Source organism: Methylobacterium sp. CM6244, assembly GCF_054817885.1.
Map to the genome: position 1 here is coordinate 1,653,825 of NZ_CM139247.1, position 24,288 is coordinate 1,678,112.

Genomic DNA, 24,288 nt, shown 5'->3' on the forward strand with positions numbered 1-24,288 from the left:
TGCCGGTTTTTTGACTAGAACAGTCCGATAATTCGCAGTAGGGAAGGGCGCCCAGAAGGCATGGTGCCGACGACCCCATGTCCCCCCAAGGCCTCGCACTGCATTGGCTCCCGATGTGGAGCCTTCCACGAACCTGAACGAAGGGCGGCCTCGCGATGCGGCGGAGCCGTGGGGATGAGTCATGACGCTGCCGAACTCGACGACCGACGTGACCGACCTGAACAAGGCGACTGGCATCGTCACGACGGCGAGCCGTGCCGGCACGTTGAAGGCGGGCGACACCGTCACCTTCACGCTGGAGACGGAAACGACCGTCACTGTCACGGGCGCGCCGCGGCTGACCCTGAGCAACGGCGCAACCGCCACCTATGCCGGCCTCGACGGGCAAGGGCGCGCGACCTTCACCTATACGATCGCGGCCGGGGAGGACGACGCGAGCCTCACCGTCACCGGCCTCGATCTCGACGGCGGATCGCTGGACAGGCCCGGCCAACTCGGCTTCGTGGCGGCACAGAATGTAGCGGTCGGCTCTGACCCTATGAGTGTGGCGGTCGCCGACGTGAACGAGGATGGCAAGCTCGACATCCTCACCGCGAATATCGGCAGCAGCACGGTTTCGGTGCGGCTGGGCGACGGGGCCGGCGGCTTCAGCGGCGCGACCGACGTAGCCGTCGGCTTCGCACCTATCGGCATGACGGTCGCCGACGTGAACGGAGATGGCAAGCTCGACATCCTTACCGCGAATATGGCCGACAATAGCGTCTCGGTGCGACTGGGTGATGGGGTCGGCGGCTTCAGCGGCACGACCGACGTAGCCGTCGGCTCCGAGCCTATGAGCGTGACAGTTGCCGACGTGGACGGCGACGGCGATCTCGACATCCTCACCGCGAACAGCGGCAACAGAACGGTTTCGGTGCGGCTGGGTGACGGGGACGGTGGCTTCAGCGGCACGACCGAAATAGCCGTCGGCGCCGACCCCTTCAGCGTGACGGTGGCCGACGTGAACGGCGACGGTAAGCTCGATATTCTCACCGCGAACGGCGGCAACGGTACCGTCTCGGTGCGTCTGGGCGACGGGGCTGGCGGCTTCAGCGGCACGACCAACGTAGCCGTCGGCTCCGACCCCTTCAGCGTGACGGTCGCTGACGTGAACGGCGACAACCGGCTCGACATCCTCACCGCGAACAACGGCAACGGCACCGTCTCGGTGCGTCTGGGCGACGGGGTCGGCGGCTTCAGCGGCACGACCGACATAGCCGTCGGCGCCACCCCATTCAGCGTGACGGTCGCCGACGTGAGCGGCGACGGCCATCTCGACATCCTCACCGCGAACGGCGACAGCGGCACCGTCTCGGTGCGGTTGGGCGACGGGGCCGGCGGCTTCAGCGGCACGACCGACATAACCGTCGGCGGCCAGCCTCGCAGCGCGACGGTGGCCGACGTGAACGGCGACGGCCGGCTCGACATCCTCACCGCGAACACCGGCGGCAGCAACTCAGCCTCCGTGCTGCTCAACACCTCGATCACCGCGCTGTCCTTCGACCCGGCCAGCGTCTCCAGCGCAACCACGGGCGCCGATACCGACCTGGCCATAGACACCACCGCCCCGGACCTGACCGGCACGCAGACCGTGCTCGCCGACGGCACGGAGGACACCGCCTACACGGTGACCGAGGCGCAGTTGCTCGAAGGCTGGGCCGATGCGGGCACCGCGATGCTGACCGTGTCGGGCCTGACCTCGTCCAGCGGCACGGTCACGGCGAACCCGGACGGCTCCTTCACCATCACGCCGGCGGCGAACGCCACGGGTCCGGTGACGCTGACCTACGGCGTCAGCGACGGCACCAACGCCCCGGCCCCCGCGACCCGCAGCTTCTCGCTCACAGCGGTCAACGACGCGCCGTCGTTCAGCGGCGTTGGGACCGGCGCGGTTCTCACCCCGGTCGGCGCCGGCACGTCGGGCGACTTCGGCCGAAGCGTCGTGATCCAGGCGGACGGCAAGATCGTCGTCGCCGGCTATGGCGTGGGCAGCGGTGGCTCTCTCGAGTTCGCGGTGGTGCGCTACAACACGGATGGCAGCCTCGACACCACCTTCGGCACGGGCGGCAAGATCCTCACCCCGGTCGGCACGGCGAACGGCGTCGGTAACAGCGTCACGGTACAGGCGGACGGCAAGATCGTCGTCGCCGGCTGGGGCAGCGGCAGCGGGACCGGCCAAGACTTCGCAGTGGTGCGCTACAACACGGACGGTAGCCTCGACACCACCTTCGGCACGGGCGGCAAGATCATCACCCCGGTCGGCACCGGCACGTCGAGCGATACCGGCAACAGCGTCACGGTGCAGGCGGACGGCAAGATCGTCGTCGCGGGCACCGGCGCTGGTAGCGGGACCGCCAACGATTTCGCGGTGGTGCGCTACAATGCGGACGGCACCCTCGACACCGGCTTCGGCACGGACGGCAAGATCCTCACCCCGGTCGGTACCGGCACGTCGAGCGACATCGGCTACAGCGTCACGGTTCAATCGGACGGCAAGATCGTCGTCGCGGGCCGCGGCGTCGGCAGCGGTGGCACCGACATCGCGGTGGTGCGCTACAACGCCAACGGCACCCTCGACACCGGCTTCGGCACGGGCGGCAAGATCCTCACCGCGGTCGGCACCACCACGTCGAGCGATTACGGCAACAGCGTCACGGTTCAGGCGGACGGCAAGATCGTCGTCGCCGGCTACGGCCAGGGCAGCGACGGCCAAGACTTCGCGGTGGTGCGCTACAACGCGGACGGCAGCCTCGACACCGGCTTCGGCCCGAACGGGACCGGCACGATCCTCACCCCGGTCGGCGCCGGCACGTCGTCCGACCAGGGCTACGGCGTCACGGTCCAAGCGGACGGCAAGATCGTCGTCGCGGGCCAAGCCGTCGGCAGCGGTGGCACCGACTTCGCGGTGGTGCGCTACAACGCGGATGGCAGCCTCGACACCACGTTCAACGCCCCGAGATCGCTCGGCGGCACGGTGGCGTTCATCGAGAACGGCGCCACCGTCATCCTCGACAGCGACGCCACCCTCTTCGATACCGAACTCGACGCGCTGCAAAGCGGCGTCGGCGACTATGCCGGCGCCACGCTGACGCTTGCCCGTCAGGGCGGGGCGAATGCGCAGGACACGTTCGGCTTCGCCCCCTCCTCCTTCACGGTCTCGGGCAACAGCCTGCTCGACACGAACGGGGCGACCTTCGCCACCTTCACCGACACGGCCGGCACCCTCACCGTCACCTTCACCGGCACGAACGTCGCCACCTCGGCGCTGGCCGACGCGGTGGCGCGCGCCGTCACCTACGCCAACACCTCCGAGGCGCCCGCCTCCTCCGTCACGCTCGCCTGGACGTTCTCGGACGGCAATACCGGCGCCCAGGGCACCGGCGGAGCCGCGACCACCACCGGCACCACCACCGTCACGATCACGGCGGTGAACGACGCGCCGCGTCTCACCGGCACCCAGGCGACGCTCCTGGCCGGCACGGAGGACACCGCCTTCATCGTGACGGAGGCCCAGCTGCTGCAGGGCTTCGCTGATCCCGAGGGCACCGCCCTCGTCCTCTCCGACCTCAGCGTCGACCACGGCACCATCGTCAGCAACGGGGCGGGCGGCTACACCGTCACCCCGGCCGCCGACTACAACGGCCCGCTCGTCATCAGCTACAGCGTCGGAGACGGCGCGGCTTCCATCCCCGCCACCCTGAGCACCACCCTTGAGGTCGTGAACGACGCGCCGGTTCTGACGCAGCCAGTGACGATCGAGGTCGCAGAGAGCGCGGCACCCGGCACGGTGTTCGCCACCCTCGCGGCAACCGACGTGGACGATGCCGGCTCGGCGCTGCGCTACACCATCACCGCCGGCAACGCGGATGGGCTGTTCACGATCGACCCCGTCACAGGCGTAGTCACGCTGGCTGAGGGACAGCACCTCGACTACGAGACCGCGCCCAGCCACGCGCTGACGGTGGTCGCGACCGATGCGGCGGGCTTGGCCGGTGTCGCCAGAACCCTGACCATCGACGTCACCGACCTGAACGAGGCGACCGGCATCGTCACGACGGCGAGCCGTGCCGGCACGCTGAGGGCGGGCGACACCGTCACCTTCACGCTGGAGACGGAAACGGCCGTCGCTGTCACCGGCGCGCCGCGGCTGACCCTGAGCAACGGCACAACCGCCACCTATGCCGGCCTCGACGGGGAAGGGCGCGCGACCTTCACCTATACGATCGCGGCCGGGGAGGACGATGCGAGCCTCACCGTCACCGGCCTCGAACTCAATGGCGGATCGCTGGACAGGTCCGGCCTGCTCGACTTCGCGGCGGCACCGAACGTCACGGTGGGCGGCGCGCCAGCGAGTGTGACGGTCGCCGACGTGAACGAGGATGGCAAGCTCGATATCCTTACCGCCAACAACAGCAGCAACACGGTTTCGGTGCGGCTGGGCGACGGGGCCGGCGGCTTCAGCGGCGCGACCGACGTATCCGTTGACTCCGAGCCTATGAGCGTGACGGTGGCCGACGTGAGCGGCGACGGCCATCTCGACATCCTCACCGCCAACAACAGTGGCGGCACCGTCTCGGTGCGCCTGGGAGATGGGGCCGGCGGCTTCAGCGGCACGACCGAAGTATCCGTCGGCTCAGAGCCTGGCAGCGTGACGGTGGCCGACGTGAACGGCGATGGTCATCTCGACATCCTCGCCGCGAGCAGCGGCTACGACACCGTCTCGGTGCGGCTGGGTGACGGCGCCGGCAGCTTCGGCGGCACGACCGACATATCGGTCGGCGCCGCTCCCACAAGCATGACGGTGGCCGACGTGAACGGCGACGGCAAGCTCGACATCCTCACCGCGAACTTCAACGGCAACAGCGTCTCGGTGCGTCTGGGCGACGGGGCCGGCGGCTTCAGCGGCACGACCGACATATCCGTCGGCGCCGACCCCTTCGGCGTGACGGTGGCCGACGTGAACGGCGACGGCCGGCTCGACATCCTCACCGCGAACAACGGCAACGGCACCGTCTCGGTGCGTCTGGGCGACGGGGTCGGCGGGTTCAGCGGCACGACCGGCATATCTGTCGGCTCCGCTCCCTTCAGCGTGACGGTGGCCGACGTGAACGGCGACGGCCATCTCGACATCCTCACCGCGAACAGTGGCAACGACACCGTTTCGGTGCGTCTGGGCGACGGGGCCGGCGGCTTCAGCGGCACGACCGACCTAGCCGTCGGCTCCGAGCCTCGCAGCGCGACGGTGGCCGACGTGAACGGCGACGGCCGGCTCGACATCCTCGTTGCGAATAACGATGGCAGAACCGTCTCCGTGTTGCTCAACACCACGACCACTGCGCTGTCCTTCGACCCGGCCAGCGTCTCCAGCGCGACCACGGGCTCCGATACCGACCTGGCCATAGACGCCACCGCTCCGGCCCTGACCGGCACGCAGACCGTGCTCGCCGACGGCACGGAGGACACCGCCTACACGGCGACCGAGGCGCAGTTGCTTGAGGGCTGGGCCGATGCGGGCACCGCGATGCTGTCCGTGTCGGGCCTGACCTCGTCCAGCGGCACGGCCACGGCGAATTCGAACGGCTCCTTCACCATCAAGCCGGCGGCGAACGCCACGGGTCCGGTGACGCTGACCTACGGCGTCAGCGACGGCACCAACGCCCCGGCCCCCGCGACCCGCAGCTTCTCGCTCACGGCGGTGAACGACGCGCCGCTGCTCACCGGCACGCAGGCGACGCTCGCGGCCGGCACGGAGGACACCGCCTTCACGGTGACGGCGGCCCAGCTGCTTGAGGGCTTCGCCGACCCCGAGGGCACCACCCTCGTCCTCTCCAACCTCAGCGTCGACCACGGCACCATCGTGAGCGACGGGGCGGCACGGTGGCGTTCATCGAGAACGGCGCCGCCGTCATCCTCGACAGCGACGTCACCCTCTCCGATACCGAACTCGACGCGCTGCAGAGCGGCGCCGGCGACTATGCTGGCGCCACGCTGACCCTTGCCCGCCAGGGCGGGGCGAATGCGCAGGACACGTTCGGCTTCGGCGCCTCGACCTTCACGGTCTCGGGCAACGACCTGCTCGACACGAACGGGACGGTCTTCGCCACCTTCACCGACACGGCCGGCACCCTCACCGTCACCTTCACCGGCACGGAGGTGGCCACCTCGGATCTCGCCGAGGCGGTGGCGCGCGCCGTTACCTACGCCAACACCTCCGAGGCGCCCGCCTCGTCGGTCACGCTCGCCTGGACGTTCTCCGACGGCAATACCGGTACCCAGGGCCCCAATGGGGTCGCCACCACCACCGGCGCCACCACCGTCACGATCACGGCGGTGAACGACGCGCCGCTGCTCACCGGCAGCCAGGCCATCCTCACGGGCGGCACGGAAGACACCGCCTTCACGGTGAGAGCGGTCGACCTGCTGCAGGGCTTTGCCGATCCCGAGGACACCACCCTCGTCCTCTCCAACCTCAGCGTCGATCACGGCACCATCGTCAGCGACGGGGCGGGCGGCTACACCGTCACCCCGGCCGCCGACTACAGCGGCCAGATCACGATCAGCTACAGCGTCGGCGATGGTGTGGCCAGCACGCCCGCGACCCTGAGCACGGTGATCGCGCCGTTGAACGACGCACCGTCGTTCAGCGGCGTCGGGACCGGCGTGGTTCTCACTCCGGTCGGCGCCGGAACATCGTACGATTCCGGCCAAAGCGTCGCTGTGCAGGCCGACGGTAAGATCGTCGTGGCGGGCTATGGCCAGGGTAACGGCACCGGTTACGACGTCGCGCTGGTACGCTACAACGCGGATGGTAGCCTCGATACGACTTTCGGCCCGGACGGGACCGGCAAGATCCTCACCCCGGTCGGCACCGGTGCGTCGAGCGACGGCGGCTCAAGCGTCACGGTGCAGGCGGACGGCAAGATCGTCGTCGCGGGCTACGGCAACGGCAGCGGCGGCCAAGACTTCGCTCTGGTGCGCTACAACGCGGATGGTAGCCTCGACACCGGCTTCGGCCCGGACGGAACCGGCAAGATCCTCACCCCGGTCAACACCGGCACGTCGGGAGACGTCGGCAACAGCGTCACGATGCAGGCGGACGGCAAGATCGTCGTCGCCGGCTACCGCGCCAACAGCGGCGAAACCGGTAACGACTTCGCACTGGTGCGCTACAACGCGGATGGTAGCCTCGACACCGGCTTCGGTACGGGCGGGACCGGGACGATCCTCACCCCGGTCGGGACCGGCACGTCGTTCGACCTCGGTTCAAGCGTCACGGTGCAGGCGGACGGCAAGATTGTCGTCGCGGGCTACGGCGAGGGCGGCGGCGGCGGCGACTTCGCGGTTGTGCGCTACAACGCGGACGGCAGCCTCGACACCAGCTTCGGCCCGAACGGGACCGGCAAGATCCTCACACCGGTCGGGGCCGGCACGGGGCAGGACCAAGGCAACAGCGTCACGGTGCAGACGGATGGCAGCATCCTCGTTGCGGGCTACGGCGCCAACGGTGGCAACGGCATTGACGTCGCGCTGGTGCGCTACAAGACGGATGGCAGTCTCGACACCGGCTTCGGCCCGGACGGGACCGGCAAGATCCTCACACCGGTCGGCATCGGGGCGTCGACCGACTCTGCCTACAGCGTCACGGTGCAGGCGGACGGCAAGATCGTCATCGCCGGCTATAGCGCCAGCACCGGGACCGGTAACGACTTCGCACTGGTGCGCTACAACGCGGATGGCAGCCTCGACACCAGCTTCGGCCCGGACGGAACCGGCAAGATCACCACCCCGGTCGGCACCGGCACGTCGCAAGACATTGGTCAAAGCGTCATGGTGCAGGCGGACGGCAAGATTGTCGTGGTGGGCCGTGGTGCAGGCAACAATACCGGTAATGACTTCGCGGTGGTGCGCTACAACGCGGACGGCAGCCTCGACACCACGTTCAACGCCCCGAACTCGCTCGGCGGCACGGTGGCGTTCACCGAGAACGGCGCCGCCGTCATCCTCGACAGCGACGTCACCCTCTCCGATGCCGAACTCGACGCGCTGCAAAGCGGCGCCGGCGACTATGCCGGCGCCACGCTGACCCTTGCCCGCCAGGGCGGGGCGAATGCGCAGGACACGTTCGGCTTCGGCGCCTCGACCTTCACGGTCTCGGGCAACGACCTGCTCGACACGAACGGGGCGACCTTCGCCACCTTCACCGACACGGCCGGCACCCTCACCGTCACCTTCACCGGCACGGAGGTGGCCACCTCGGCACTCGCCGACGCGGTGGCGCGCGCCGTCACCTACGCCAACACCTCCGACACGCCTCCGACCTCTGCCACGCTGGTCTGGACGTTCTCGGACGGCAATACCGGCGCCCAGGGCTCGGGTGGCGTCGGGACTACCACCGGCACCACCACCGTCACGATCACGGCGGTGAACGATGCGCCGCGTCTCACCGGCACCCGGGCGACACTCGCGGCCGGCAGGGAGGACACTGCCTATACGGGTCTGCTCTCCAACCTACTGAAGGGCTTCACCGACACCGACACCGACAGTGCAACGCTCGCGGTCACGAACCTGAGGGCCGACCATGGCACGGTGACGATCACGGGCGGGACCTTCACGCTTACGCCGGACGCCGACTATAAAGGTTTGGTTACGCTCAGCTACGATGTCGGCGACGGCACGGCCATCACGGCAGCGACCCGGGCGCTGACTCTCGCCTCAGTCAACGACGCCCCCGTCGCGACCGACGACGTGATCGAGGTTGTTCAGCGAAATTCCGTGGCGAGTGGCGTGCTCGGCAACGACATCGACCCCGACAGCGGCACCCTGACGATCACCGCGATCAGGGCAGTGACCGCCGGCACGACCCGGACGGCCGTCGACGGCGAGATTGTGATCGCCGGCCGCTACGGCACGCTCACCCTGAAGGGGAACGGCAGCTACACGTACGAAGCTAATGCCGAGGGCCGGGTCGCGGTGGGAGCAAGCGTCGTCGACGACTTCCTCTACACGCTCTCGGATGGACAGGGTGGCGCCGGTTCCTCGCATCTGCGGGTGACTGTCACTGGCTCCAACCGAGGCGATGCGGGCAACAACGTCTTCTTGCTGACCGGCCCGGGGACGAGCGCCTCCGGGTATGACGGCGACGACACCTATATCGTCGACGATGCCGGTGATCGTGTGATTGAGGCGGCTGACGGCGGCACCGACATGGTCAGGACCAGTGTGAGCTTCACGCTGTCGGCCGGTCAGGAAATCGAGACGCTGAAAACCATGAGCGACACCGGCCTGGACGCCATCAGGCTCGGCGGCAACGCGTTCGCTAACACACTGATAGGCAATGCCGGTGCCAACGTTCTCAACGGCGGCGCGGGCGCCGACCGACTCTATGGCTACGCTGGCGACGACAGCTACATCGTCGACGACGCCAGTGACCGCGTGTTCGAGACGGATGGCGGCGGCACCGACATGGTCAGGACCAGTGTGAGCTTCACGCTGTCGGCCGGTCAGGAGATCGAGACGCTGAGAACCATGAGCGACACCGGCCTGGACGCCATCAGGCTCGGCGGCAACGCGTTCGCTAACACACTGATAGGCAATGCCGGTGCCAACGTTCTCAACGGCGGCGCGGGCGCCGACCGACTCTATGGCTACGCTGGCGACGACAGCTACATCGTCGACGACGCCAGTGACCGCGTGTTCGAGACGGATGGCGGCGGCACCGACATGGTCAGGACCAGTGTGAGCTTCACGCTGTCGGCCGGTCAGGAAATCGAGACGCTGAGAACCATGAGCGACACCGGCCTGGACGCCATCAGGCTCGGCGGCAACGCGTTCGCTAACACACTGATAGGCAATGCCGGTGCCAACGTTCTCAACGGCGGCGCGGGCGCCGACCGACTCTATGGCTACGCTGGCGACGACAGCTACATCGTCGACGACGCCAGTGACCGCGTGTTCGAGGCGGATGGCGGCGGCACCGACATGGTCAGGACCAGTGTGAGCTTCACGCTGTTGGCCGGTCAGGAGATCGAGACGCTGAGAACCATGAGCGACACCGGCCTGGACGCCATCAGGCTCGGCGGCAACGCGTTCGCTAACACACTGATAGGCAATGCCGGTGCCAACGTTCTCAACGGCGGCGCGGGCGCCGACCGACTCTATGGCTACGCTGGCGACGACAGCTACATCGTCGACGACGCCAGTGACCGCGTGTTCGAGACGGATGGCGGCGGCACCGACATGGTCAGGACCAGTGTGAGCTTCACGCTGTCGGCCGGTCAGGAGATCGAGACGCTGAGAACCATGAGCGACACCGGCATGGACGCCATCGGGCTCGGCGGCAACGCGTTCGCTAACACACTGATAGGCAATGCCGGTGCCAACGTTCTCAACGGCGGCGCGGGCGCCGACCTGCTCTACGGCAAGGGCGGCAGCGATACGTTCGCATTCTCGTCGAACCTCGGCTCTGTCAATGTCGACCGCCTTACCGACTTCTCAGTACCGGAGGACACGATCCAACTGGCCCGGGCCGTGTTCCGCGCTCTTACCACGGGGCAGCTTGCGGAGACTGCGTTCAAGGATCTCGGCAATGCCGGTGCCGTAGTGGATGCGAGCGATCGCATTCTCTACAACCACAAGAACGGTGCGCTCTCCTACGATGCCGACGGCAACGGGACGGCTAGCACTGCCGTCCAGTTTGCCGTCATCGGCACGAAGGAAACGCTGACTCACCTCGACTTCCTGGTGGCGTAAGCTTCGCAATGCGCTCTGGCCGATCAATCCTGCTCGGCCAGAGCCTCGCATGCCGTATGGGCCTTCGTCTTCACGCGATCCGGCAGCTTTCTGCCCCTTCACCACGTCAACCGCTATTGCATTGACTCAGACGGATGGTTCAGGGGCTCGGTTGCGGGCATCGAAGATGGCGGCGGCGGGCTTTATCCAGACGAAGGGGCGGGCGCTGCGGTTGTGCTCGGCGATATAGCGTTTGATGGCCACCTGCAGATCAACGACGCCACTGAACGTACCCCACTGGAGGCGGCGGCGTGTGAGCGTGGAGAAGAAGCCCTCGACCGCATTGAGCCATGAGGCCGAGGTTGGGTTGGAGGGACACGTTCATCGCGCGTGGCGGGTGTAGTCATGCGTCTGAGCGATAGGATGGCCGGGACCATGGGACGGGTTCGCTCCCGAGCCTGGATCTGGGACTCCTTATCCTGAGCCTGTCGAAGGATCGTCGATGGACAGCACGACGGCGTGGGCGGGCGGATTTGGTGTTGTGACTGACCACATCCTCCACATTCTCGGCGAGGCCGGGTCGTGCGAGCGCTTGAAGGTACGCACCCGATGCGGTTGCAGACGGTGCTCCTGCCAGACCCGCTGCACGAAGCGGAGAGATCCTGGTCTACGCAGCGACGGCGCGGCCGGTCCAGTGGATGACCTCATCCGGCGGCACCAAGCAGGTCAGTGCCAGAGCTCCCGCCACCGTTCCTGTGAAATGCGGCGGGGTGTCGGGCAGACAGGTCTTGTCGGGTAGCAGACCCTCTACGCCTTCTTTGTCAAAGCGCTTTTGCCAGAGCCCTCCCGCAGGCCAACTGTTACCTGCCTCTCGAGCCACCTCTCCACGTTCAAGCGCTCGGTCGACCGCAGGATGCTGAGAGCGCGAACGATGCGCTTGAATGGCCGGGATTGGTCACCGGCAATCGCAGCCAGTTGTGACGTCGGTGGCTCATCGAAAGGTATCCAAACGGACTGAGCCATCACCCAGCTTCGCAGGCGTCAATCCCATCGTGAATCCTCTTGCCGCGTCAGGGCACTTAGGCCGCGAGCGCAGTCAGCAGGATCAGATCCTTGACGATAGGAGGTCTGCCTCAGACACTGACTTGAAGCACAGGGGCAGCACGATAAGAGTTAGTCCGATACCGAGTGGGGCTGCCATAACGATGGCCTCTCGAATGAGTGGCGGGCCTAAGTTGACCTGATCGAGGATGCGAGTGCCGGTCGCGGCAACGACTCCCAACGTGACGAGCGCAGAGACACCCAGGACGATCTGTGAAATCAAGCCCGCGACGAAGACTACATTGGGTGCGAATTCGATCCGGTTGGAGTAACGGAGGCTCCTCACTTAACGATGCGCATTTCTACGGGATGAGCCGATTTTACCTGGGCGGAAGAGTTTAAGTCGTATGACGCTGCGGGTCGTCCCAGTGCGTCATCGTTAGTTATTTGAGATCGGACGTCCGCATTGTGGCTCCTTCGGTGGGGCTATGAAATATTCGAATACGAAATGAAAGTGTGTATTCTTATACAAACTGAAATATTCTTTGATTTTCATGCTAATCTGATGTCAGATCAGTCTGAGATAAGAATAGCGGCTATGGAGCTAACTAAATTTAAAGCAATAAATCTCGATCTCGACTTTTCCCTTGAGAGACACCTTGCCGATATGGTTGATCGCGCTGCCGTCATGCACGCGGGCTGAGGCTTCCTCGGAGAGATGAACGGAACATCCGTCGCCGAGCGAACACAGACGAGCGGCCACGTTCACCGTGTCGCCCCAGAGATCGAAGGTGAACTTCGACCGCCCGACGATGCCGCCAACGACGGAGCCGATGTGAATGCCAGCCCGGATTCGCCATCCGGTGGAGCCATCACCAGCGATGGACACCATGTCCTGCGCGCAGCGGATGGCCGCGGTCACCGGATCGGTATGGGGCGATAACAAATTGGCGGTTGCCATGAAGGCGTCGCCGATCGTCTTGATTTTCTCCATGCCGTGTTTGTGCGCCACGACCTCGAACGCTTCGGCCAGACGCTGAACTTCGGCCACGACGTCTTCGGGGCCTTTGCTGTGGCACCACGCCGTGAAGCCGACGAGATCGATGAAGAGCACTGCGACATCGTAAAAAAGCCGCGGCTTGACCTGGCCGGTGCTCATCAGCTCGCTCACCGCCGCGACGGGCAGGATAGCGTGCAGCAGGTCGTCCGCTCGTTTCTGCTGGAGCTTGATGGTTTCCATATGGGCCACTTCCCGGTCGTGCAGCCGCTTCCTGTCGAGGCAGGCACGGATCCGCGCTTCGAGCAGTACCGGCTCGAAGGGCTTGGGAAGGTAATCTTCGGCCCCCATCTCGATACAGCGTACGACGCTGCTGATCTCTGTCAGCGCCGAGATCATGACCACCGGGGTATGACGGAGCCGGTCGTTCGACTTTATGCTGTCCAATACGGCGTAGCCGTCCAGTATTGGCATCATCACGTCGAGCAGGACCAAATCGAACGGTTCGGTATTCAGGAGATCGAGCGCAGCGCGTCCGTTGGCGGCCCGAACGCTCTCGTGTCCGAGAAGCTCGAGCTCCTGCTCCAGCAGATCGAGGTTGAAGGCTTCATCGTCGACGATGAGGATGCGTGCGGGGTCCACAGGTCTCGTTATCTCCAGGTCGCAGCCGCTTCAGGACCGGCTGCGTTCAATCGAGCCATTGATGTAGCTTGGCGAAAAGCAGGTCTTCATCGACAGGCTTCGTCATGAAATCGTCGCACCCCGCCATCTTGGCCTTGTCCTCGTCGCCGCTCATCGCGTTGGCCGTGATCGCGATGACGGGAATGTTTCCCGTCGCCGGGTTGGCCTTGATCCGACGCGTCGCCTCCCAGCCGTCGATGACGGGCAGGGAAAGATCCATGAGGATGAGATCCGGGATATGACTCGCGGCCATCGCGACGCCCGCACCACCATCGACGGCGATCAACAGCGCGTAGTCGTCCTCGAGGAGCTGAGTCAGCAGATCGCGATTGAGAGGGCCATCTTCGACAATGAGGATGGTCTTCATCGCGCGAAACCTTCGTAGTCTACGAAGAGACAGCCGGGGCGCTGCCCGGTGCTGGCAAGCCCTGTTTTTGTCCGGCTCGATTTTCCGGTGAGGACTCGGCAAATCCTGCGCCGATCCATGGCTCGCTGCCGGCCGATGCCGCGGCGCCCAACCAGGCTGTTCATCGAACGCATTCTCGCTTCCACGGCGCAGATCATTGGGCGATCTCGGCGCCCTGGGTTTCCAGTAACGGCAATACCCGCCTGACCTCTCGGATGAGTGCGTCACGGTCGAGGCCCTGCTTGTCGATGAGCCCGCGCACGCGTTCCCGAAGCATGCCATGGTCAGCTGCGTTCAAGGATGCCGCCGTCAAGACGACAACGGGGATCCCGCGGGCAACGGGATCGGCCTGCAGGTGATCGAGGAAGGTGAGGCCGTCCATGCCCGGCATCAGGAGATCCAGGAGAATGACGCTCGGGCGCGCCTGCGCGATCCGTTCTAGGCCCGCGACGCCGTCGCGCGCCCATTCGATCGTACAGCGCTCGGTATCCAGCAACTGCCGGACGAGGTCGACCACGTTCGGGTCGTCATCGACCACGAGGATGCGTTCGCTGTCGGGGGCCGCGCGCCCAAGGGCGCCGATCAGTGACTCGCGCTCGAATGGTTTGACGATGTAGTCGCTGGCTCCGAGGTGGAAGCCGAGCTCTTTCTGGTCGACGATCGAGATCAGGATGACGGGAATCTCACGCGTCAGAGGGTCGGTCTTGAGCGCATGCAGGACCTGCCACCCATCCGTTCCCGGCATCATGATATCGAGAGTGATGGCGCGCGGCTGAAGCTCCCGTGCCTTCCTCAGGCCGTCCTCGCCATTGGGGGCGCCGATTATGTCATAGCCCGCGTCGAGCAGATTTTCCTTGAGAAGGTAGACGACGTTCGGGTCGTCATCGATGGCGAGCACGGTCCTGGACGAGGTCCGATTCACGGCTTCGGTCACAGGCGCCCGAGGGCTGGGCGGAGGTTCGACGTTGCCGTCGATACGCCGCGGAAGAGTGAGGGTGAAGGTCGAGCCCTTACCCTCCTGGCTGTCCACGCCCACGTCGCCGCCGAGCATCCGGGCCAGTCGGTGGCTGATGGCGAGGCCGAGCCCGGTTCCACTATATGTTCGGCTTGCGGAATTATCGACCTGTTGGAACTCCTCGAAGATCAGGGTCAGCGCTCCGCTCGGGATGCCGATGCCCGTATCGATCACCGCGAGTGCGATCCGGTCCCCGACCGCGCGTGCGCGCAGGGTCACCGAGCCCGTTTCAGTGAACTTGATGGCGTTGCTGAGAAGGTTGATCAGGATCTGCCTCAGCTTCTCCTGATCGGTGCTGATCGTCTCCGGCAGGCCCTCGAAATCTTTGACCAGTCGCACGTGCTCGCTTTTGACCAGGGGCTCGACCGTACGGAGACAGAGGTCGAGGGTGGATTCGAGCGAGAATTCCGACGTCTTCACTTCCATCCGGCCCGCTTCGACCTTGGCGAGATCGAGGATGGTGTTGATCAGCGAGAGCAGATGCTCCGAACTCGTCAGTATCTTTTCCAAGTTCTCGAACTGCTTGATGGGCAGCACGTCCTTGGCGCGACGCATGATGAGCCGCGTGAAGCCGATGATGGCGTTGAGCGGCGTCCGCAATTCGTGGCTCATGTTGGCCAGGAAGCTGCTCTTGGATCTGCTGGCGTTCTCTGCCGCGTCCTTGGCCTCCCGCAGGTTCTCCTCGGCACGTTTGCGCTCGATCACCCGGCCGAGCTGCGCGCCGATATTGGCCATGACGTTGAGGAGCGCCCGGTTCGGTGCCTGCGTTTCAGCCGCGAAGAACTCCAGCACCGCGACGACCTCACGACCGACCGTGACGGGGAACCCGAAAGCCGCCCGGAACCCCTCCGCAGCGGCGGCACCGGCACGGGAATGGTCGGATTCCGCATCGAGATCGAGGACCCACATCGCTTCGCCTGATGCCAACACGCGTCCCGGCAGCCCTATGCCGACAGGAAGCGGCGTCTCCGAAGTGACGGCCTGGAAGCGCGCAAAGCGCTCCGGCGTATCGCAATGCCAGATGCCGGACGACACCAGGGTTTCGCTGCCGTCATTGGCAAGCATGTAGGCGTGCCCGAGCGGCCATCCGGTATGTGCCGAGATCCGACCCAGGCAGATCTGCAAGGCATCCTCGACGTTGAGCGCCTCGTTGGCCGCGGCCGCCGTGACCTGCAGGAGCTCGACGAGAGTCGTCTGCTCCCGAAGTGCGAATTCTGCCTCCTTGCGCTCGGTGATATCGCTCCAGGATTCGACGACCTCGACAGGTTCGCCATGCGGGCCGCTGATCAGGCGCTGCTCGTCCCTTACCCAGCGATAGATACCGTCCTTGCGCCGGAACCGGTACTCGACGACGTGGTGGCCATTCGCGAGAAGATGGGGGAACTCGGCCAGAACTCGGTCCCGGTCGTCGGGATGAAGCCGCTCGAGCCAGAAATCGGGGCCCTCGAGATACTCGCTCGGCTCATAGCCGAGAAGGTCCCGGACATTCTCACTGATGAATGTCGGTGCGTTGCGGCCGCCCACCTCGAAGCTGCAGATCATCGACGGTGAGGCGGTCAGGAGATAGGACACCGGAGCTGAGCGTCGAAGCAGTATCATTCGCGCGCCCCACATCACCGATCTGCTGCGTGCATCAGGGGAGCGGACGCGGATCTACATCCTGCAAGGGTACCTGTTTTTCCTGAACGCGCAGAAGATCTTGCGCCAAGCCGCCGCTGACGTGGAAGCGACCGCCGATTTCCGTTTCCTGATTCTGGATTTCCGTGAATGTGTCGGACTGGACAGTTCCGCGCTGCTTGTCTTCCGCAAGATCGGGCAGTTCGCCGAGCAGGCGCGCTTCGACGTTTTGCTGGTCAATCTCGGCCCAATCGCTCATCAACAGATCGAACGTGACGGACTTCTCGTAGAGCCGCGAATACGGATCTTTCGCACCCGCGATGCGGCCATGCGGGCAGCGGAGACGGCTCTCTTGTCAGAGGCCGGGACCAGCGACGAAGGTGAAGCGACATCGTTTGCTCAGCACCTTGCCGATAGGCTCGGCTGCACGGTCGGGGCTGGCGAACTGGAACCGTATCTCAGTCTCCGCACCCTGGCGGCCGGCGAGGCGCTGATGCGTCAGGGTGAGCCCGCTGACGCTTTTTACTTCCTCGAACACGGCATCATTTCCATCCGGCTGGAGATGCCCGGCCGCTCCAACCATCGTTTGCGCACGACCACAGCCGGCACTGTCATCGGCGAAATCGGCTTGGCCCAGGGGGGGCGGCGCACCGCCACGGCGATCGCCGAAAGCCCCTGCCGCACCGTCGGCATCGATCGGGCTGCTCTGGCCCGAATGGAGCGTGAACGCCCTGACCTGGCGCTGTACGTTCAACGTTTTCTCATTCTGGAACTGGCCGACAAGATCGTCGACACCAATCGGCTCCTCGAAGCGGAGCTCTCTTGAGTCAATCAGGGGTTCTCATGAGACTTGACCCTGTCATGATCCTGCGGCCCCAAACAGGTTCGCGCCGTGCGCAGGTCTTTCCGGCACCTTGTGCCTGGAAAGAAGGGAAGAGCTGACAACCGCTCCAAGAACGAAGGGATCGCGTCCGTCGAGCCGCTCGCTCGGACACGCACCCGCTGGGTGCCGCTATTTCCAACGGAGCTTCGGGAGACGTCGAAGGGACAAGATCGTCGGTGAGCGTCGAGGTTCGAGTAATTCGAGGTGTCCCGGCGGGCCGAGAAGTAAGCGGTGCTCTGACATGACCGCGTCATCGGCCTCGATGTCACGAACCGTGACGGCGACCCGAACCGGCGCGCGCGCCCCCTCCTCGATGACCTCGCGTCCTGCCAATATCCAGAGTACGGCAAACGCGATCAGGGAGAGCAGACCTATGAGGGTCGCGTTCCAGTTCGGCACTTCCTGGACCATCAGCACAACGAGGCCACCAACGGCGATTGCCGAAGCATATCCTCTGGTTGCGTGCGGATTCCTCGCCATGCTCGATGATCGCCGAAAGAAATCGCTTTCTCGTGAAGCAATTTCATCAATTTGTTGCTGTCGCGAGATGAATCAACAGCTTGAGTGCGGATGCCAAAAACGCACGCTGTCAAATCCGTCACGATCGGAATGCCATGTCGATGGATGTGGTGCATGCCGCGCGGATCGTCCGCCGTCGCCACCGAGCCGATTGTACACAGAAGCATCGTCGAGCGCTGTAGGCAGGCGCGAGAGATGTTGCGCCGGCCGGTTCTCGACTCTTCCAGCCCGGTGCGAAACACCCTGAAGACTTCCAGCCGGATTTCTTCGCTCGCCTCGACACCCCTGTGTTGTGCAGCTTGAACGACTAAGTTTCGCTTCTGAGATCATCGCTGGAGCACTTGAATAGCCAGCGGGAGCACTCTTGGCGATCTCGCGTATCGTCTTTACTGCGGCTGCAGACGTTCGGCCATGAAATCGACGAACGCACGTAGTCTGGGCGTGATCTGCCGGCTGGCCGGCCACAGGACATGGAACTGATCGGTCCCGGTCAACCACTCGTCCAGGATGGACACGAGACGGCCATCGGCGATCTCGTCGCGGATCGCGAAGGGCGGCAGACAGGCGATGCCCATCCCCTCGCTCGCCAGTTCGATCAGGGGGTCGACCGCTGTCGCGCTCATCCGCTCGGGCAGGACGGGCTTCCCCTGGCCTGAAGCACGCACAAAGGGCCAGGGCCGCAGCTTTCCGGTGTCCGGCGAACGCTGATGAAGACAGTGATGCTGGTGCAGGTCGTCAGGGGTGAGCGGCACTCCATATTGCGCCAAGTAGTTGGGTGACGCGACGATTTTCAGGCGGAACCGTCCAAGATGGCGGCTCATCAACAAGCTGTCAGAGGGTTGCCCGGTCCGAATGACGGCGTCGAACCCTTCCTCCACGACGTCCACCAGCCGGTCCGTGAAATCCAAGTCGAGTTGAACCTCGGGCCAAGTGCGCATGAAATGAGCCATCACCGGCGACAGCAACATGCCGACCAGCGGGAGACTCACACGCAACCGGCCCCTCGGGGTTCGATTGGACCGGGCCAGCTCGGCTTCGGCCGCCTCGATCTCCTCGAAGATGCGGTGGCAGCGTTCCAGGAACAGTCGCCCTTCCTCGGTCAGGGTCATGTTGCGCGTGTTGCGATGGAACAGCCGCGCGTCCAGCCGTTGCTCGAGCCGTGCCACCGCCTTGCCGACTGCCGAGGCTGACAGGCCGAGCTTGCGGCCCGCCGCGACGAAGCTGCCGGTTTCAGCCGACTGCACGAAGGCATCGAACGCCGTGAGCTTGTCCATGTCGTCACGGTTAAGCGAATTTCCTTCCGCAGTCACCGGAACGCTGGCCCGTTTTTCCGCAACCGTCCGGTCGCTATCCCCTGGACCTCGCAAAACCAGGGAAGCGAACATGATCCCAGCCTTCACGATTCATCCGATCCCGACCACCTTCATCGTCAACGTAATTCACGTTCACCCTGGCAAGCAGGAAGACGCGTTCCGGCTCATCCAGGATGTCGTTCACTATGTGGCCGAGCGGAAGACCGGATTTCTATGGAGCAACCTTGCCAGGAGCACCGATGGACTGACCGTCGTGAATATCGAGGCGATATCAGATCCGAAAGATGTCGAGATTTTCTTCTCCGATCCGGTGTTCGTCGACAAGTTTCAGGCGCTCGAAACTGTTTCGTCCAGCGAGTTCCACACCTACACGGTGGGCGACCTTGTACTTCCGAGGGCTTCGGCATGACGGCGCGAGCCGATCGGCTGCCGATGGCCGGGCTATGTGCTCTGGCGGTCGCGGGCTTCGTCACGATCCTGACCGAGGCCCTGCCGGCCGGACTTGTTCCGCAGATCGGGGGATCGCTGGGGGTGAGCGAGGCCATGGCCGGCCAATGGATCAGTGTCTACGCCTTGGGATCGCTCCTCGCTGCGATCCCTTTGACCGCGGCGACGCGAAGCTGGCGCCGACGACCGCTTCTGCTTGGCTCCATCGTCGGGTTCATGATCGCCAACCTGATAACGGCCCTGACCGGGAGTTTCGCCGTCGCGATGGCGGCGCGTTTTGTCGGCGGAGTATCGGCCGGCCTGCTATGGGCGCTCCTCGCTGGCTATGCGGTTCGCATGGCACCGCCCCGTCTCGCGGGGCGAGCCATGGCCGTGGCGATGGCAGGAACGCCCGTGGCACTTTCTATCGGGGTACCTGCCGGTACGTTTCTGGGCATGCTCGCCGGCTGGCGGCTCACCTTCGGCCTGCTCAGCTTCATCGCGCTGCTACTGGTTGGCTGGATCATCGCAAAAGTTCCGGATTTCCCTGGCGAACCTGAAACGCAACGCCCATCGCTGACTCAAGTCTTTGCAGTGCCGGGCGTGCGGCCGGTACTGGCGGTGACGCTCTGCTTCGTGCTGGCCCATAATCTCCTCTACACCTACATCGCGCCCCTCCTGGCCGACTACCGCATGCCCGACCGGATCGACGATGTTCTACTGGTCTTCGGGGGTTCCGCACTCGTCAGTATCGGACTGACGGGCGTGCTGATCGACAGATGGCTGCGGGCTTTGCTTTTCGCCGCCATCGGATTGTTTATTGTTGCGGCCTTCACGCTTGCCGTTACGAGTGGAGCGTCCCTCGCGATCTATGGCGCCGTATTGATCTGGGGTCTGGCATTCGGCGGGTCGGCGACTGTTCTTCAGACCGCATCGGCACGTACGGCAGGCCCAGCGGCCGATGTGGCGCAGGCGATGATCGTCACGGCTTGGAATATCGCCATTTTCGGCGGAGCCGTCCTGGGCGGCATCATCCTCGAAACCGCCGGACCGAGCCGCTTGTCGTGGGCTGGAATCGCCCTGCTGGCCGGAGCCGTCACAGCGGCATCGTGCATGGTGACCAAGCTGGAGCCGAACACATGACGGCGCCATCTTGGTCGTTGGGTGTGCCCCTCTCAATCACGAAGGATCGTCGTGACTTTGCTCTTCAGCGTTCGTCGGCACGGCGAGAATGCCCAGCACGACCACGTGCATGTCCTCGACATGGCCGGACGGACCTTCATGGATGACACCGTCAACGTCTCGATGGACGCGATCGTCAGACGGGACGATGTCGATAACGCAAGCCTGTATCGCCCACCGGTTAGATTTCTGAAGGAAACGCCAACGTCATCGGTGCCGGCAAGTTCTTATGAATAATATTAGCCGTCACAGTTATGAGCGGCGGAGGAGCCGGTTTTTTCCGGCCTTCTCGATCACTCGGATTCTGTGATTGCGGTTGTGATGAATTCCATCCTGCTTCGGTGGTGATACTGGGAGGCGGATTGGCAAGTGGTATTACCTGCGGCCCATTCGACGGGAACCAATATTGAGGCTCGGAATTATTCCTCCCGACACCGATCTTGGAGGGACGCCCCATGAAGTTTACTGCGATCGCCGGCGCGGCAATGGTTCTTGCTTTCACGGCCGGGACTACTCTGGCTGCACCATGCAATACCGGTTCAACCACCGATAAGAGCTCCAAGTCCGATACCGGCAGCAAGAACCTCGCTGGTGGCGAGCAGCCTGCATCCCCAGGCACTGTCGGTGCGATGAACAATGTCGGTGCCAACCAGGGCCTTGGCGATAAGCCGGGTGCGGGCGCTTCCGCCACCAAGGGAAATGAGGAGCCCGGCAGCAAGAATCTCGCAGGTGGCCAGCAGCCCGCCGCCCCGGGCACCGTTGGCGCAATGAACAATGCCGGCGAGAATCAGGCCGTCGGCAAGAAGGGCGACGATTGCTGATCGTCCATCCGCGATAATACCGACATCAGACCCGCCCGGTTCGCGCCGTGGCGGGTTTTTTGGTTGTCACTTGGTGACGCCGGGTCATGGCTCAACAGGTCTGTATCACGCTCGGCAACGCCACGAGGTCGCAAGTGGCCGAGATCCGGTGCCGGATCAGGTTCGCATGGTCTGCTCAGAGGGGCAGCATCTCGCTCGATGCATGGACCCGGCTGCCACCGAAGATGACCTGCTGCTGCAAAGGGGGGCGGGACAGGCCGTAGATGAGGCGTGGTTCGGCGAAGGCGCTGACGGTATCTAGAGCGGCACGATGCTCAGGCGATAGAGTCAGGTCGAGCGCCGCTACGTTGTCCGTCACCTGCGCCGGCCGGCTCACGCCCATCAGGGTCGAGGCCACGCCCGGCCGGCCTACGACCCATGCCAGGGCGATCCGTGCCGGGGGCTGGCCGATCTCGCTAGCGATCTGGCGCACTGCGTCCACGATGTCCCAATTGCGTGGCGTGAACAGGCTGTCCCCGAAGGGGTTGGCGCCATCGAGACGTCTGTCTTTGGCCGTCCGCTCCTGTCCAGCCTTGGCCGTGTCCGTTGGTAGCCCCGAGCCACGCGGGGAGCCCGCCTCGACGGAAGCACGTTCGTACTTGCCCGTGAGCAGACCGTAGGCGAGGGGAGACCAGGGCACTATCCCCATGCCGAACTCGGCGCCGAGCGGGATGTGCTCGTCCTCGATCTCCCGGTTCACGAGCGAGTAGAAATACTGCAACCCGATCGGTCCCGGCAGGCCACGCACGGAAGCGAGCGTCGCGAGCTTGGCTGCGTACCAGGCAGGAGTATTCGACAAGCCCCAGTAGCGGATCTTGCCCGACCGAACGAGGCCGGCCATCGTCTCGAGCAGTTCCTCCGCCGGCGTGAGTCCGTCCCAGACGTGCAGCCAGTACAGATCGACATAATCCGTTCCCAGGCGGCGAAGCGATCCGTCTATTGCGGCGTGGACATGCTTGGCACCGCAGCCACCCGCATGCGGTCCGTTCCCAGCGGCGAAACCCGACTTGGTGGAGAGAACGATTTGGTCGCGCAGGCCCCGCTCGGCGACGAAGCGGCCGAGCATCGTCTCGCTGGCGCCGCTTGCGTAGATGTCGGCTGTGTCGACGAAGTTGCCGCCTTGCGCGACATAGGCATCGAACACTGCGCGGCTGCCGTCTTCGTCGAGGCCCCAGCGTGCCGTGCCGAAGGTCATGGTGCCCAGCGCCAGGGGGCTCACGGCTAGGCCCGAGCGGCCGAGCGTCCGATAATGCGTCAGATCCATTGTTGCACCTCGCTAATCACCGAGATGAGGATAGGGTCGTGGCAACCCGGCGATTAGCTCCGCTGGTCAGCATGGGTTTGTGAGCGGAACGCATCAATGCGGCGCGGGGATTTCGACGATCTGGCGGCCTTCGCGGCCGTGGCGCGCGCCTGTAGCTTCACCCGCGCGGCGGCCGAACTCGGCCTTTCGCCCTCGGCCCTCAGCCACGCGATTCGTGGATTGGAGACGCGTCTCGGTGTTCGCCTCCTCGCCCGCACGACGCGGAGTGTGGCCCCGACGCCAGCCGGCGACCGGCTCCTGCGCACGATCAACCCGGCGCTGGAAGAGATCGCTCGAGGACTCGCGGCGCTCGCCGACTGGCGGAGCGAGCCCTCGGGTACCATCCGGCTCACCACGTTTTCCTACGCCGCCCGCACGATCCTCGAACCGTCGCTTCCCCAATTCCTCCTCGACCATCCGGCGATCTCCGTCGAGGTTCTCGTCGACGACCGTCTCGCCGATCTGGTCGCTGCCGGCTTCGACGCAGGGATCCGCTTCGGCGAAGCCGTGGAAGGCGACATGGTGGCGGTGCGCGTCGGCCCCGATCTTCGCACGGTGGTCGTCGGCACGCCGGATTACTTCGCACGCCATCCTCGGCCCGAGACCCCGGCCGATCTGGAGCACCACAATTGCGTCAGCTACCGTCTGATCGGCGGAGGCGGTCTCCTGCCATGGGAGTTCGCTCGGGACCGACGCGACATACGCGTGCGCGCAGGCGGCCAGTTCATCGTCAATGATGGCGCGCTGGCAGCCTCCGCGATACGTGCGGGCGCGGGCCTCGGCTACATGCTGGAGACGGATGTCGTAGAGGATGTGGCGGCCGGCCGGTTGATCCAGGTGCTGGACGATTGGTGCCCGCCATTTCCAGGCTGTCATCTCTACTTTCCCAACCGCCAGATCTCGCCCGCGCTTCGAGCATTGGTCGATAGGTTGCGGTGGAAGAATTCCGAACCACGCGATCCAGCGGAATGAGGGCGGTGCTGCCACGTCGCAGCGCCGGCCGGGGTCGGCTACGCGTTCTGCGCGGACAGCACATGAGCGACGATCGCGTTGGCGTGACCGTGACCCATTCCGTGCTCTTCCTTCAGCATCGACACCAGTTCCATGTGCTTGGCGGGAAGTCGGTCTCTCACCAATCGTTGCCAGTCACCGATCGGGCGTCCGTACTTCTTCTCGATGGATGGAAAGTAAGACGCAGGTCCCTTGGTGGCCTCGGTAGACATGTGAGCGTTTTTCCCACGCATTGACCGGTATCAGCTTCACCAAAAATCGCCTGGA

15 protein-coding genes and 1 pseudogene are annotated in these 24,288 nt (G+C 64.8%); 8 read left to right on the forward strand and 8 right to left on the reverse strand.

All coding sequences use genetic code 11. The features are described 5' to 3' along the window. The first annotated feature begins 181 nt into the window (after nt 1–181). Nucleotides 182–6,031, forward strand: a complete 5,850-nt coding sequence (locus ACYQML_RS07680; RefSeq protein ID WP_461235200.1) for an FG-GAP-like repeat-containing protein — start codon at nt 182–184, stop codon at nt 6,029–6,031. After that, nucleotides 5,917–10,788: a beta strand repeat-containing protein gene (locus ACYQML_RS07685; RefSeq protein ID WP_461235201.1), complete on the forward strand. Its 4,872-nt coding sequence runs from the start codon at nt 5,917–5,919 to the stop codon at nt 10,786–10,788. The genes ACYQML_RS07680 and ACYQML_RS07685 overlap by 115 nt, the downstream gene beginning before the upstream one ends. Before the next feature lie 126 nt (nt 10,789–10,914). Here the strand turns inward: ACYQML_RS07685 and ACYQML_RS07690 are convergent. From ACYQML_RS07690 to ACYQML_RS07705, 4 genes and pseudogenes are all read right to left on the reverse strand, one after another. Next, nucleotides 10,915–11,790: pseudogene (locus ACYQML_RS07690) on the reverse strand (transposase). A 622-nt stretch (nt 11,791–12,412) separates the two neighbouring features. Continuing rightward, a complete protein-coding gene (locus tag ACYQML_RS07695; protein ID WP_461235202.1) occupies nt 12,413–13,447 on the reverse strand; it encodes an adenylate/guanylate cyclase domain-containing protein in 1,035 nt (344 codons plus the stop codon). A gap of 46 nt (nt 13,448–13,493) precedes the next feature. Next, nucleotides 13,494–13,853 (reverse strand): response regulator, encoded by a 360-nt coding sequence (locus ACYQML_RS07700; RefSeq protein ID WP_311274333.1) that lies wholly within the window; start codon nt 13,851–13,853, stop codon nt 13,494–13,496. Nucleotides 13,854–14,046: 193 nt separating this feature from the next. Further along, the gene (locus tag ACYQML_RS07705; RefSeq protein WP_461235203.1) at nt 14,047–16,479 is read right to left on the reverse strand and encodes a response regulator; all 2,433 of its coding nucleotides are present in this window, start codon (nt 16,477–16,479) and stop codon (nt 14,047–14,049) included. A gap of 79 nt (nt 16,480–16,558) precedes the next feature. On the opposite strand from ACYQML_RS07705, the gene ACYQML_RS07710 reads away from it, so the two are divergent. Then, nucleotides 16,559–17,350 carry a cyclic nucleotide-binding domain-containing protein gene (locus ACYQML_RS07710; RefSeq protein WP_461235686.1) on the forward strand — a complete coding sequence of 264 codons (792 nt, stop codon included), beginning with the start codon at nt 16,559–16,561 and terminating at the stop codon, nt 17,348–17,350. 467 nt (nt 17,351–17,817) lie between these two features. Here the strand turns inward: ACYQML_RS07710 and ACYQML_RS07715 are convergent, their stop codons facing one another. Next, the gene (locus ACYQML_RS07715) at nt 17,818–18,168 is read right to left on the reverse strand and encodes a hypothetical protein (protein ID WP_461235204.1); all 351 of its coding nucleotides are present in this window, start codon (nt 18,166–18,168) and stop codon (nt 17,818–17,820) included. Nucleotides 18,169–18,312: 144 nt separating this feature from the next. Then, on the reverse strand, nt 18,313–19,200 hold the full coding sequence (locus ACYQML_RS07720; protein WP_461235687.1) for a LysR family transcriptional regulator: 888 nt from the start codon (nt 19,198–19,200) through the stop codon (nt 18,313–18,315). A gap of 109 nt (nt 19,201–19,309) precedes the next feature. Between ACYQML_RS07720 and ACYQML_RS07725 the strand changes: the two genes are divergently transcribed. The 4 genes from ACYQML_RS07725 (at nt 19,310) to ACYQML_RS07740 (ending at nt 21,668) form a co-directional block, all read left to right on the forward strand. Further along, nucleotides 19,310–19,648, forward strand: a complete 339-nt coding sequence (locus ACYQML_RS07725; protein ID WP_461235205.1) for an antibiotic biosynthesis monooxygenase — start codon at nt 19,310–19,312, stop codon at nt 19,646–19,648. After that, nucleotides 19,645–20,808 carry an MFS transporter gene (locus tag ACYQML_RS07730; RefSeq protein WP_461235206.1) on the forward strand — a complete coding sequence of 388 codons (1,164 nt, stop codon included), beginning with the start codon at nt 19,645–19,647 and terminating at the stop codon, nt 20,806–20,808. Before ACYQML_RS07725 ends, ACYQML_RS07730 begins: the two co-directional genes overlap by 4 nt. 51 nt (nt 20,809–20,859) lie before the next feature. Next, nucleotides 20,860–21,084, forward strand: a complete 225-nt coding sequence (locus ACYQML_RS07735) for a hypothetical protein (RefSeq protein ID WP_461235207.1) — start codon at nt 20,860–20,862, stop codon at nt 21,082–21,084. 218 nt (nt 21,085–21,302) lie between these two features. After that, the gene (locus ACYQML_RS07740; protein WP_056423446.1) at nt 21,303–21,668 is read left to right on the forward strand and encodes a hypothetical protein; all 366 of its coding nucleotides are present in this window, start codon (nt 21,303–21,305) and stop codon (nt 21,666–21,668) included. 175 nt (nt 21,669–21,843) lie between these two features. Here the strand turns inward: ACYQML_RS07740 and ACYQML_RS07745 are convergent, their stop codons facing one another. Beyond that, complete coding sequence (locus ACYQML_RS07745) at nt 21,844–22,971, reverse strand: aldo/keto reductase (protein ID WP_461235208.1); 1,128 nt, start codon at nt 22,969–22,971, stop codon at nt 21,844–21,846. A 96-nt stretch (nt 22,972–23,067) separates the two neighbouring features. Between ACYQML_RS07745 and ACYQML_RS07750 the strand changes: the two genes are divergently transcribed. Continuing rightward, entirely contained in the window at nt 23,068–23,982 is a 915-nt protein-coding gene (locus tag ACYQML_RS07750; RefSeq protein WP_461235209.1) for a LysR family transcriptional regulator, read from the forward strand. A gap of 38 nt (nt 23,983–24,020) precedes the next feature. Here the strand turns inward: ACYQML_RS07750 and ACYQML_RS07755 are convergent, their stop codons facing one another. After that, the gene (locus ACYQML_RS07755; RefSeq protein ID WP_419952920.1) at nt 24,021–24,233 is read right to left on the reverse strand and encodes a DUF4287 domain-containing protein; all 213 of its coding nucleotides are present in this window, start codon (nt 24,231–24,233) and stop codon (nt 24,021–24,023) included. Nucleotides 24,234–24,288: the final 55 nt, after the last annotated feature.

What these genes read in the sequence shown, in the direction of transcription:
- ACYQML_RS07740 (WP_056423446.1), top strand. Translation starts at nt 21,303, where the DNA reads ATGAAGTTTACTGCGATCGCCGGCGCGGCAATGGTTCTTGCTTTCACG.
- ACYQML_RS07700 (WP_311274333.1), bottom strand. Translation starts at nt 13,853, where the DNA reads ATGAAGACCATCCTCATTGTCGAAGATGGCCCTCTCAATCGCGATCTG.
- ACYQML_RS07755 (WP_419952920.1), bottom strand. Translation starts at nt 24,233, where the DNA reads ATGTCTACCGAGGCCACCAAGGGACCTGCGTCTTACTTTCCATCCATC.
- ACYQML_RS07745 (WP_461235208.1), bottom strand. Translation starts at nt 22,971, where the DNA reads ATGGATCTGACGCATTATCGGACGCTCGGCCGCTCGGGCCTAGCCGTG.
- ACYQML_RS07750 (WP_461235209.1), top strand. Translation starts at nt 23,068, where the DNA reads ATGCGGCGCGGGGATTTCGACGATCTGGCGGCCTTCGCGGCCGTGGCG.
- ACYQML_RS07680 (WP_461235200.1), top strand. Translation starts at nt 182, where the DNA reads ATGACGCTGCCGAACTCGACGACCGACGTGACCGACCTGAACAAGGCG.
- ACYQML_RS07725 (WP_461235205.1), top strand. Translation starts at nt 19,310, where the DNA reads ATGATCCCAGCCTTCACGATTCATCCGATCCCGACCACCTTCATCGTC.
- ACYQML_RS07730 (WP_461235206.1), top strand. Translation starts at nt 19,645, where the DNA reads ATGACGGCGCGAGCCGATCGGCTGCCGATGGCCGGGCTATGTGCTCTG.
- ACYQML_RS07720 (WP_461235687.1), bottom strand. Translation starts at nt 19,200, where the DNA reads ATGGACAAGCTCACGGCGTTCGATGCCTTCGTGCAGTCGGCTGAAACC.